The sequence below is a fragment of the Streptomyces sp. 15-116A genome (assembly GCF_025290915.1).
Classification (GTDB): domain Bacteria; phylum Actinomycetota; class Actinomycetes; order Streptomycetales; family Streptomycetaceae; genus Streptomyces.
The window spans coordinates 1-11798 of record NZ_JAOCQE010000200.1 but is presented as its reverse complement, the minus strand read 5'-3'; the positions used below and the strand labels follow the sequence as shown (position 1 = coordinate 11798).

Here is an 11798-nt window from a genome sequence, read left to right as displayed (position 1 = left end):
CGTCCGCCCCGGCCTCCGTCCCCGCCTCCTCGCCGGCCGGCCCCGCCCGACTCCCGGGCACGGCGCAGGACCTCCCGCCGGCGCCCTGGCTGATGGAGCTCTTCGCCGAGAACCTCGGTATCCCGGTGCGCGAGCTCGACCCGACGGCCGACTTCGCCGAACTCGGTGTGGAGTCGGTCCTGCTGGGCGATCTGCTGCAGCAGATCGAGGAGCGGGTGGGACGGCCGCTCGAACCCTCCACCCTGCTGCGCCACAGCACCGTGGCCGCACTCACCCGCCACCTCGCCACCCTCCCGTCCGCGCCCCCTGCACCGCGGCCGGAGCCCGAGCACACGCCCGGGGCCCCGGTCGCGGCGGACCACGAACCCGTCGTGGCAGGGGCTCCCCGGACCGGCGCGGCGCCTGAACTCGTCGTCTCCGGGGTTCCCCGAGCCGGCGCGGTGCCCGGGCCCGCCACCGTTCCGGCTGCCACCGACCCGGTGCCGGCCGCCGTCCCCGGCCCGCTCCCGGACCCTGCCCCGGCCGCCGTCCCTGTCCCGGCCCTGGACCCTGTCCCGGCCTTGGACCCTGTCCCCGACGGAAAGATCGCCGTCATCGGGCTGGCGTGCCGCTTCCCCGGCGCACCGGACGTCGACGCCTTCTGGGCGGATCTGGTGGCGGGACGCTGCCGGGTGACCGAGGTGCCGCCGAGCCGGTGGGACCACCACACGCTGTACGCGCCCACACCGCAGCCCGGCAGGTCACTGAGCAAGTGGGGCGGTTTCATCGACGGCATCGAGGACTTCGACCCCGACTGGTTCGGGATGACCGAGGACGAGGCGACCGCCCTGGACCCGGCCATCCGTCTCTTCCTGGAGGCGACCGCCTGCTGCCTCGCCGAAGCCGGTTACACCGACGGCGAGTTGTGGGGCCGGCGGGTCGGCGTCTACGTCGGCGGCCGCACCACCCCGTACGGGCAGCGCGCCGGGATCCACCCAGGGGGCCTGCAGTCGGACCCCAACTTCATCGCCGCCCAGGTGGCCCACCGCTACAACTTCCGCGGGCCGTCCCTGGTGGTCGACAGCGCCTGCTCCTCCTCGCTCCTCGCCGTCCAGCTCGCCTGCCGCGCGCTCGCGGCGGGAGACGCCGAGATCGCGGTCGCGGGCGGTGTCGAAGTGCTGCTCGACGAGCGCCCCTACCTCGAGTTCAGCGCCGCCCGCGCCATCTCGCCCTCCGGGCGGTGCCGCACCTTCGACGAGCGCGCCGACGGCTTCGTCCCCGGGGAGGGCTGCGGGGCGGTCCTGCTCAAGCCGCTGCGGGCGGCGCTCGCCGACGGCGACCGGATCCACGCGGTGATCGACGCCGCGGAGGTCAACAACGACGGCAACACCATGGGCGTCACCACACCCAACCCCGACGCCCAGGCCGAACTGCTGCGCCGGGCGCTCGCCGCCTCCGGACGCCATCCGGAGGAGATCGGCCTGCTGGAGGCGCACGGCACCGGCACGCTGATCGGCGACCCCATGGAACTGCGGGCCCTGACCGACGTGTTCCGCGAGCACAGCGACCGCGAGGGCTGGTGCGCGATCGGGAGCGTGAAGTCCAACCTGGGCCATCTGCTGTGCGCCGCGGGCATCGCCGGGCTCCTCAAGGCGGTCCTCGCCGTGCGGCACGGGCAGATCCCGCCGACCCTGTTCTGCGAGACGCCCAATCCCCGCTTCGACTTCGCCCGTTCGCCGTTCTACCCCGTCACCCGGCTGACGACCTGGGCGCCCGACGGGACCCGGGTCGCGGGTGTGAGTTCGTTCGGGCTCGGCGGCACGAACGCCCATGTGGTCGTCAGCAGGCCGGACCCGGCCTGGCGGACCGGAGGGCCGCCGCCCCGGGAACCGCTGCCGCTGCCCGCCTTCCGGCGGCGCCGGCTCTGGCTGGACGCCCCGGGCCGCGCCCCCGTGGTGACGTCCCTGCTCGACCTGGACTTCTCCCCGGTGGGCGCGGGCTGACCGGCGGGGCGGGCGAAGACTCCCGCAGGACCGTACGAACGAGGCGACACGAGGTGAGTGATGAGCGCACGGCCTGAAGGCTCCCCGGCGAGCACCGTGGCCGCACCCGCGGAGACGGCGGGGATGCCCGCGCGCCGGGCCCGGCTGGTGGTCGGCGGCGTGATGACGGGCATGATGCTCTCCGCCCTGGACCAGACCGTGGTCAGCACCGCGCTGCCACGGATCGTCAGCGACCTGGGCGGTCTGTCCCGGCTGTCCTGGGTGGTCACGGGCTATCTGCTGACCTCCATGGTGGTGACACCGCTGTGGGGCAAGCTGTCCGACATGTACGGCCGGCGCCCGGTGTACCTGGCGGCGATCGGTGTCTTCCTGGCCGGTTCGCTGCTGTGCGCGGTGGCCCAGGACATCACGCAGCTGGTCGTGTTCCGCGCCGTGCAGGGCCTCGGCGGCGGAGGCCTGTTCGCCCTGGCCATGACCGTGATCGGGGACGTGGTTCCCCCGGCCGAACGCGGCCGGTACCAGGGCTGGTTCGGGGCCGTCTTCGGACTGGCCAGCGTCGGCGGACCCGTCCTCGGCGGCTGGCTGGCCCACGGGCCCGGCTGGCGCTGGATCTTCTGGATCAACCTCCCCGTCGGCCTGTGCTCCCTGCTGGTCGTGGCCAGACTGCTGCACGTCACCACGGTGCGCAGGCCGCAGCGCCTCGACCTCGCCGGCGCCGCGTTGATCACCGCGGGCGTCACCGCCGCACTGCTGTACCTGAACTGGGCGGCCGACGACTACGGCTGGGGTTCGCCGGCCGGGCTCGGCCTGCTGGCCGCCGCGGTGGCCGCCGGGGCGCTGTTCGTCCTCGCCGAGCGCCGGGCCGCCGATCCGGTCATCCCGCTGCGGCTGTTCTCCAACCGGGTCTTCCGGGTCGCCGGGATCTTCGGTTTCCTGGCGGGCGCCGCAATGTTCGCCGGCATCGTCTTCCTCCCCGTCCACCTCCAGGTGGTCAGCGGCTTCTCCGCCACCCGCGCCGGCCTGGCGATGCTGCCCGCCATGCTCGGCATCGTCGCGGGCACGACCGTGGCCGGACGGCTCATCTCCAGCCGCGGCCGCTACAAGGCGTATCCCGTCGCCGGCTCGCTCCTGCTGGTGGCCGCCACGGCGCTGCTCGCCCGGCTGCGCCCGGACACCCCGTACCTGTGGACCGCGCTGCTCGCCCTCGTCTTCGGCGTAGGCGTCGGTCTGACCACCCAGCCGGTGCTGACCGCCGTACAGAACAGTGTGGAGCCCCGCGACATGGGCGCCGCGATGGGCACCGCCAACTTCTTCCAGCGGATGGGGGCCGCGATCGGCACGGCCGTGCTCGGCGCGGTCTTCGCCGCCCGGCTGGAACACCACCTGGGCAGCGGGACGGCGGCCGCACAGGTGGACTCCCAGTCCGTGGAAGCCGTCAGCGGGCTGGCCGAACCCCTCCGCTCGGAGGTCGTCGCGGCCTTCAGCCGCGCCCTCGACGACGTCTTCCTGGCCTGCGTGCCCTGCGCCGTCGTCGCCTTCGCCGTCTCCCTGCTCCTGAAGGACACCCCGGCCCGCGACCGGGCCCCGTCCCAGTGAGCCCCTGTCCGCACACCCCTCTCGCAAAGGAGTGCACACCGTGACCGACAGCCCCGCCCGCGCGATCCGCCCCGCCCTCCACCAGACGCCCGTCTCCGCCGACAAGGTGCTGCACTCGGGCAACGCGGGCTTCATCATCGCGCGCAGCTGTCAGCTGAAGAACCGCTATGTGGCCGAGGGCCGGAAGTTCTTCTCCGACGTCATCGGCTACATGAACCAGTCCGACCTCAACGGGGCCTCGTTCTTCTGCTACGAGGAACTGGCCGGTACCCGGCACAAGCTGCACTGGCTGATCCACTGGAACAACCCCAACGACTACGCGATCAGCCTGGAGATGGTCGACCACGACAAGGGCATGATCGACCTGCTGGAGTCGGACCGGGTCAAGGACGACGACGGCATGGGTGCCTGGGGCCGCATGGTGGTCGACGGCACCATGCGCGAGGACATCCTCGTACCGCAGCACGGCGCCCACCACGAGAGCGAGGAGGAGGCCGACTACGGCGACTGCTGGGTGGACCCCGCCTGGGTGCAGTGCGCCCAGCCCCGCGACGAACAGCTCAACTCCGCCACCGCCCAGCTGGTGGTGCACCGGGTCGGCGAGGCACGGCACGAATTCCGCAAGGAGGCCCGCTACTTCGCCTTCGCCTGGCAGAACCACGTCAACAAGGTGTTCGCCGGTCGCGCCACGGCCTACCTCTACGAGGAGACCTTCGGCGTGATGGACCGGCTGCACTGGCTCATCCACTTCCGGTCGTTCGAGGACTACCACGCCCTGCAGACCCTGGCCGACCGCGACGAGGAGTACCGGGCCCTGTTCGAGCGCCCGTTCATCCCCCAGCACCGTGGCGGCGGCACCTGGGCACGGACGTTCTCCGACGGCGGCCTGCACGACACCCTGCTGGTGCCCTACCAGCTGCCGGCCTGATGCGCGCCTGGCTGTTCCCGGGACAGGGGGCCCAGCGCGCCGGCATGGGCGGAGAGCTGTTCGACCTCTTCCCCGAGGAGTGCGCCGCCGCCGACGACGTGCTGGGCTACTCGGTCCGCGAGCTGTGCCTGCACGACCCCGAGGGACGGCTCGGCCGGACCCGGTACGCCCAGCCGGCCCTGTTCGTCGTCGAGGCGCTGAGCCTGCTGGCCCGCAGGCGGAGTGAACCGGAACCCGACCGGTACGCGGGACACAGCCTGGGCGAGTTCGCGGCCCTCTGGGCGGCGGGCTGCTTCGACTTCACCACCGGCGTCCGCCTGGTGCGCCGCCGGGGTGAGCTGATGGGACGCGCCGACGGCGGTCTGATGGCCGCCGTCCTCGGGGTGCCGGCGGAGCGGGTCGCCGAGGCGCTGGCGGCGGCGGGCGGCGAGGCGGCGGACGCGGAGATCGCCAATCACAACTCCGCCCGCCAGGTCGTGCTCTCCGGCACCCCCGGGGCGGTGCGTGCCGCCACCGGCCTGCTGACCGGCTCCCTGGGGGCCCGCTGCGTTCCCCTGAAGGTGAGCGCGGCCTTCCACTCCCGTCACATGGCGGACGCGGCCCGGGAGTTCGCGGACTACCTGCGCGGTTTCCGGTTCTCCGAGCCCCGGGTTCCCGTCGTCTCCAACGTGACCGCACGCCCGTACCGTGCGGGGGACCTGCCGGAGCTGCTGGCCCGTCAGGTCGCGGCGCCAGTGCTGTGGTGGCAGTCGATGAGCCACTTGGTGCACGAGGGCGTCGACGAGATCGCGGAACTCGGCCCGGGGCGTGTGCTGACCGGCCTGTGGCAGGAGGCCGTACGGGAGCCGGCGCCCCGCACGCCGGAACGGGCGGACCGGGCGAGGACACCACGGAGCGCCGGGCGCGAGCCGTCCGCCGCCGTGCGGGGCGCGACTGTCACCGAGGGGCGCGCCGCCGCCGGGGAAACCGCCGCCGCGGACAGCCGGGCCGCGACGAGGGGACCGGCCGCCGCACCGGACCGGGAGGAGGCGCCGCACCCGGTGATCGTCTCCCGGGTGCCCGTCGGGGCCGGCCCCGGGGAACTCGGCTCCGCCGCGTTCCGCCGGGCGTACGGGATCCGGCTCGCCTATCTGGCCGGATCCATGTACCGGGGGATCTCGTCGGTGGACCTGGTGGTCCGCCTCGGCGAAGCCGGGCTGATGGGCTTCTTCGGTACTGGGGGCCTCGGCCTCGGTGAGGTCGAGAAGGCGGTCGGCCGCATCCAGGAACGGCTCGGCGGGTCGGGCCGGTTCGGGATGAACCTTCTGCACGACCTGGACGACCAGCGGCGCGAGCGGGAGACGGTCGAGCTGTTCCTGAACCGCGGCGTGCGGTACGTGGAGGCCGCCGCCTTCCTCGGGGTCACCGCGCCCCTGGTGCGCTTCCGCTTCAGCGGGGCCCGCCGCACGGCGGACGGCCGCGCGAGCGGACTCCGTCACGTCATGGCCAAGGTGTCCCGGCCGGAGATCGCCACCGCCTTTCTCTCGCCGCCGCCCCCGGCGCTGCTGGAGCGGATGGTCCGTGACGGCGACCTCACGGCCGAGGAGGCCGAGCTGGCCCGGCGGCACCCGGTCGCCGGAGAGATCTGTGTGGAGGCCGACTCCGGCGGACACACCGACAGGGCGGTGGCTCTCACCGTGGTGCCGTCCCTGGTGCGGCTGAGGGACCGGATCTCCGCCCGGCACGCTTACGCCGCTCCGCCCCCCGTGGGCGCCTCGGGCGGGCTCGGCTCGCCGGAGGCGGTCGCCGCGGCCTTCACCCTCGGCGCCGACTTCGTCCTCACCGGCTCGGTCAACCAGTGCACGGCCGAGGCGGGCACGTCCGACGCGGTCAAGGAGATGCTCGCCGGGCTGGACGTCCAGGACACCGCGTACGCCCCCTCCGGTGACATGTTCGAGCTGGGCGCGCGCGTCCAGGTCGTCCGCAAGGGAACCCTGTTCGCGGCCCGGGCGGGAAAGCTGTACGAGCTCTACCGGCGCCACGGCTCCCTCGCGGAGATCGACGAGCGGACCCTTCGGTCCATCGAACGCTCGTACTTCCGGCGCGGCGTCGACGAGGTGTGGGACCTGACCCGTGCCCATTACGTCGAGACGGGCCGCCCGCACATCGTGGAGAAGGCCGAGAAGGACCCCCACTACCGGATGGCGCTCGTCTTCAAGTGGTACTTCGCGCACACCAACCGTCTGGCCCTGGCCGGCGACACCACCCAGCGGGCCAACTTCCAGATCCACTGCGGACCGGCCATGGGCGCCTTCAACCATCTCGTGCGCGGCACGCCGCTGGCCGACTGGCGACGCCGCCACCCGGACGCCATCGCCGACCTGCTGATGTCGGGAGCCGCACGGATCCTCGGCGCGCCCGAGGAGGAGCCGGCCCGGCATCGGTCCGACCGGCCGACCTGACGAGAACGGGACCGCGAGCAGATCCGCGAGCAGGACGGCGAGCAGATCCGTGACCAGGACCGCGAACAGGAGGAACTCCCCATGACACAGACGACGGCCGGCCCCGCCCCCGCCTTCCGTCCCGCAGCCCACCAGACCGCACAACCGGCGGAGCGCCTGCTGCACTCGGGCAACGCGGGCCTCATCGTGGCGCGCAGTGCGCAGATCGCGCCCGGATACGGCGTCCGCGCCCGCGAGGCCACCCGGAAGATCGTCGAATCCTGCAACGAGCGCTGTGCCGGCGAGGCCACGGTCCTCGCCTACGAGGAGGCCTTCGGCGTCCGGGACCGGCTGCACTGGCTCGTCCATCTGCCGTCCCTGGAGCGGTACGAGACGCTGGCGGCGGGTGCGGACGTCTCGGGCCTGTTCGGCGGCCAGGACGGCGCCACCGGCGTGTGGGACGAGATGTTCGAGCCCGGCAGCGTGCGGGACACGCTGCTCGTCCCCCACCGGTGGGGGATCTTCGGCACCGCGACGGAGGCCATGGCCCAGGACGAGTCGGTCAGCCCGGTGGTCACCGACCCGGTCCGCGGGCTGCCCCGGTTCGACGTGCGACCGGCCCGGGAGCAGACGGGCATGGCGCCCGACCGCACGCTCAACACGGCGACCGCCGGCGTGGTGATGCGCCGCACGGTGGACTTCGACTACCGCTTCCGCGCCGAGGCCAGGGTCTTCGCCCGCACCGTCGCGGAGAACATGAACCTCAACATGCAGGGCCTGGCCACCGTCTACCTCTACGAGGAGATGTTCGGCCGGATGGACCGGGCGCACTTCCTGATCCACATGGCGTCGCTCGACGTGATGTACCTGCTGATGGGGCTGGACGCGCGCACGGACCCGGACGCGCCCCGCGCCTCCTTCGTCCAGGACTGGGTGTCCATGGAGAAGGGCGGGGGAGCGTGGGACCGCATCATCGTGCAGGGCAGCACACGCGACGCCCTGTTCACCCCGCAGAACTGGAGCTGAGGCCGGCGGCTTCGTCACCGGCCCACGGCATACGACCGGGTGGCCCCGCGGCTCGTGCCGCGGGGCCACCCGGTGCGGGGTTCATCCCGCGTACGTGGTCAGGCAGAACGGGTGACCGGCCGGATCCTGGTAGACCCGCCACTTGTCGCCGCCCGGCTGGAACTCCGGCTTGGTGGCGCCCAGTTCCAGCACCCGCTGCTCCGCCGCGTCCAGGTCCGGGACGCTGAAGTCGAGGTGGAACTGCTTGCCGGCGTCCGGCCAGCTCGGCGGGGTGTGGTCGGCGACCCGCTGGAAGCCCAGCCGTACGGAGGAGTCGCCCATCAGGTAGGTGTTGTTCTCGCTGCTGAAGATCTCTTTCCACCCGGTGAGCTTCCCGTAGAACTCCGCGAGCGCCTTGGGGTCCCTGCAGTCGAGCGAGATGGCGGCGAGAGTGCCGACGGTCTCCATACTTCTTCCCTCTCCTGTGACCGAGAACTCAGTCGGTCGGCAACACGTAGTTCAGGACGAACGAACTGTGCCCGTCCGGACCGACGTTATCGCTCTTGTACGTGCCCTCACCCTCCAAACCGGCCAGTTGCGCCGTGCCCGAGCCGGGGACGACGGTCATCGTCGCCTCCGCGGCCCCGGGACGGACCACGCCCTTGACCTCGAGGACGAAGCTGCCGGTGCGGCCCTCCAGTTCACCGACGACCCGCTCCAGCCCGTAGAAGGGGCTCGTCCCGTCGCGGTGCCCGAGGATGAGGCACTCCTGCGTACTGGTGGCCGTCAGGTCACCGGAGTAGTGGTTCACCACCTGGCCGTGGAAGAGCATCATGGCCTCCTCCTGGGCGGCGAAGGGGCGCGGCTTCCAGGGCTCCCACTTCATCACGCCGGTTGCCGTCCTGCTCATGGGTCTCCTTCGCACTTCTCTCGGCACGACGCGGCGGAATACCGCGCGTACCGGCCATGTTCACGCTTCACCGGCGCCGACTGCTGTGCAATTTTGAGCACTGGCGGAACCTGCCCGCGTGTTAACTTCCCTTTATGAGTGAGGAATTGAAGCCCTTTCCGGACGACTGGACCACCGCCCTCGCGGTGGTGGCTCATCCCGACGACATCGAGTTCGGCGCGGCCGGTGCCGTGGCCGCCTGGACCAAGGCCGGGAAGACCGTGAGTTACGTGCTGGCCAGCAGGGGAGAGGCCGGCATCGACGGCATGTCCCCGGACGAGGCCGCACCCGTCCGCGAGGCCGAGCAACGGGAGAGCGCGAAAATCGTGGGCGCCTCCTCGGTCGAATTCCTGGATCTTCCCGACGGCACCATCGAATACGGCACCGCGCTGCGCCGCGCGATCGCCGCGACCATTCGCAGGCACCGGCCGGAATTGCTGCTGACTTTCAATTTCCATGACCGTTTCAGCAGCGGTCGCTGGAATTCCCCCGACCACCGCAACCTCGGCCGTGCGGCGCTCGACTCCGTCGCCGACGCCGCCAACCGGTGGATCTTCCCCGACCTCGACGAGGAACCCTGGACCGGCGTCCGCCACCTCGCCGTCGCCAACTCCCCGCACCCCACGCACGCGGTGGACGTCTCCGGCTCGCTGGACCAGGCCGTGGCCTCGCTGGAGGCGCACCGCACCTATCTGGACGGGCTGCGGCCCCCGGTGAGCGACGTACGCGGTCCGCTCACCGCTCTGGCCGCGCAGACCGGCGAGCGGTTCGGTGGCCGTCCCGCCATCGCCTTCGAGGTCATCCCCTGCTGACCCCGGCCCGGCAGGCACCCGCCGGGACCCCGGGCTGTCACGTGCTCAGCACCGTCAGCCAGGAGCGCCAGACCTGCTCCCGGGGCCGTTCCGGCTCCGGGAGTGCCCGGAGCGCCTCGATCACCGGCACCACCAGCCCGTGCCAGTCGTCGTCGGTCACCTCCCACAGATAGGGAGGCACCCGCTTGTCGAGGCTGGTCGCCAGTTGCTCGGGGCTCGTCGCCTGCACGTACGCCGCGTCGGGCCCCTGCTCGACGACGCGAAACCCCACGGCCGCCGCCGCCTCGGCCAGTCGCCCGGGGGCGTCCGGACGTTCCGGCCGCAGCGGCGCCAGCCGTTCCAGGGCCGCCACCATCGGATCGTCGTCGGCGAACGGGTCACCGTGCACCGCGACCAGCCGGCCGCCCGCACGCAGCACCCGCCGCGCCTCGGCGAGCGCGGCCCCCATGTCGCCGACCAGGTGCAGCACATGGACGCAGACCACGTTGGCGAAGGCCTCGTCCCGGCAGGGCAGCGCACGGGCGTCCGCGCAGGCCAGCCGGCCGCCGATCCGCTCACCGGCCTGCCGCAGCATCGACGGGGAGATGTCCACGCCGTAGACCGTGTGGCCCCGCTCCACGAGCCCGGCCGCCACGGCCCCCGTGCCGACGCCGACCTCCAGGGTCGGCCCGCCCGGCACCAGACGAGGGGCGACGGCACCGGCGGACTGGCGTCCGCGGTCCATGCCGCCCCGCAGGGCGTCGTAGTCGCGTGCCACCCGCTCGAACGACTTGGGGGTGCTCACCTCGGTTCCTCTCCGGCCGTCCCCGTGACGACCTCGTCCGCCGGCGGTGTACGGTCCGCCGGGTCCCGCCAGAATCCCTCCAGCACCTCCGCGAGCAGCTCTGCGCGGTCGTACAGGAACTGGTGCGTGGCCGCGGTGAACTCCGCGTAGCGCCCCCGCGGGAACCGGCCTGCGGCGGCGCGCAGCCGGGCACGGGACACCACGCGGTCGTACTCCGCGCCCAGCGCGAGCACCGGCACGGACACCTCCGGCGCGCCGTCGGCGCTGTCGTCGGCCCAGAAGTCGAGCATCGCGGCGGCGTAGCCGACCAGCGCGTCCTCGTCGCGGAACGGCGCCCGCACCAGCTCGCGCAGGTCGCCGTGGGTGGCGGCGAGCACGCCGTCGGCGGACTGGGGCTCCGGTTCCGGCGCCCCGAACAGCCGCAGCAGCCGCCCGGCGGCGGAGGGCCGGGCGCGCACCGTGCGGCACAGGGTGTGCAGGCTGCGTTCGTACTCCGTGTCGAGGCCGTCCTCGCGCCCCTCCACCCGGAACGATCCGCTGAGGAAGGCCAGCGACGCCACCTGCTCCGGATGCGCCCGCGCCAGGGCGACGGCCTCCTTCGGCCCGGTGCACCAGCCCACCAGGTGGGCCGGACCGAGCCCCTCGCGCCGCAGCACGGCGGCGGTCTCCGGTGGTCCCGTCCGGTGCCGCCGCGCGCCGGACGGCTGGACCAGCAGCACGCGCCGCCGCGCCGCGAGCCGGCGCATCAGCGGATACCAGAAGCCGGGGCCCTGCCCCAGCGCCCCGATCAGCACCACCGGAAGCGCGCCGGTACCGCCGGGAGGCGGCCCGGCGGTGCGGTACACCACCGTCGCCTTCCGGTCCCGGCCGGAAACCGTGTTCGTGCCGAGGGTCCGGACGAAGTCGGCTGTCCCGGCGGACCGGTTCTCCCGCGCGGCTCTCTGTCCCTCGCGGATCGCGCGCAGCAGCCTCCGTTGCGACGGCGGTCGCACGGCGGCCACCCGCGCACCGGGCCCGAGCACGTCGCACGCGTCCAGGACATCGCCGACCCGACCGGCGCCCTCCAGCACGCCGGTCAGCCGCCGGCACAACAGCCGGTCCACGGCGGTGAGTTCGCCGGCATCGGTGACCGCTGCCAGACGGATGCCGTACACGTCCGCGATCCGCTCGCACACCTCGGCGAGAGGCGTGGCGTGCGGGGACGACACACGGCACGCGCGGCCCGCGGTCGCCGCCGACGCGCTCAGCGCGAACAGCAGGCGCACGGCGTCCTCGGCGGGCAGCAGCGGCAGGGCCGCCCCGGGCGGTGCGAGGAGCCGCAG

Annotated in this window: 10 protein-coding genes; 6 read left to right on the top strand and 4 right to left on the bottom strand. The window is 73.1% G+C overall.

Translation table 11 applies throughout. From position 1 onward, the window contains the following. From N4P33_RS25575 to N4P33_RS25555, 5 genes are all read left to right on the top strand, one after another. The coding region (locus tag N4P33_RS25575; RefSeq protein WP_260829100.1) for a beta-ketoacyl synthase N-terminal-like domain-containing protein at positions 1-1982 on the top strand (1982 nt) is incomplete at its 5' end. A 60-nt stretch (positions 1983-2042) separates the two neighbouring features. Next, entirely contained in the window at positions 2043-3578 is a 1536-nt protein-coding gene (locus tag N4P33_RS25570) for an MDR family MFS transporter (protein ID WP_260829099.1), read from the top strand. A gap of 40 nt (positions 3579-3618) precedes the next feature. Further along, positions 3619-4506 (top strand): DUF6039 family protein, encoded by an 888-nt coding sequence (locus N4P33_RS25565; protein ID WP_260829098.1) that lies wholly within the window; start codon positions 3619-3621, stop codon positions 4504-4506. Continuing rightward, on the top strand, positions 4506-6947 hold the full coding sequence (fabD, locus tag N4P33_RS25560; RefSeq protein WP_260829097.1) for an ACP S-malonyltransferase: 2442 nt from the start codon (positions 4506-4508) through the stop codon (positions 6945-6947). Before N4P33_RS25565 ends, fabD begins: the two co-directional genes overlap by 1 nt. Positions 6948-7028: 81 nt before the next feature. Then, positions 7029-7952 carry a DUF6039 family protein gene (locus tag N4P33_RS25555; RefSeq protein WP_260829096.1) on the top strand — a complete coding sequence of 308 codons (924 nt, stop codon included), beginning with the start codon at positions 7029-7031 and terminating at the stop codon, positions 7950-7952. Between the two features lie 81 nt (positions 7953-8033). Here N4P33_RS25555 and N4P33_RS25550 read toward each other — a convergent pair whose 3' ends face one another. Further along, the gene (locus tag N4P33_RS25550) at positions 8034-8399 is read right to left on the bottom strand and encodes a VOC family protein (protein ID WP_260829095.1); all 366 of its coding nucleotides are present in this window, start codon (positions 8397-8399) and stop codon (positions 8034-8036) included. 28 nt (positions 8400-8427) lie between these two features. Next, a complete protein-coding gene (locus N4P33_RS25545) occupies positions 8428-8841 on the bottom strand; it encodes a DUF3224 domain-containing protein (protein ID WP_077801511.1) in 414 nt (137 codons plus the stop codon). Between the two features lie 134 nt (positions 8842-8975). Between N4P33_RS25545 and N4P33_RS25540 the strand changes: the two genes are divergently transcribed. Continuing rightward, on the top strand, positions 8976-9692 hold the full coding sequence (locus N4P33_RS25540) for a PIG-L deacetylase family protein (RefSeq protein ID WP_260829094.1): 717 nt from the start codon (positions 8976-8978) through the stop codon (positions 9690-9692). 37 nt (positions 9693-9729) lie between these two features. Here N4P33_RS25540 and N4P33_RS25535 read toward each other — a convergent pair whose 3' ends face one another. Next, positions 9730-10476 carry a class I SAM-dependent methyltransferase gene (locus tag N4P33_RS25535; RefSeq protein ID WP_260829093.1) on the bottom strand — a complete coding sequence of 249 codons (747 nt, stop codon included), beginning with the start codon at positions 10474-10476 and terminating at the stop codon, positions 9730-9732. Continuing rightward, on the bottom strand, positions 10473-11798 hold a 1326-nt coding region (locus N4P33_RS25530; RefSeq protein ID WP_260829092.1), incomplete at its 5' end, for an alpha/beta fold hydrolase. The genes N4P33_RS25535 and N4P33_RS25530, both read right to left, overlap by 4 nt.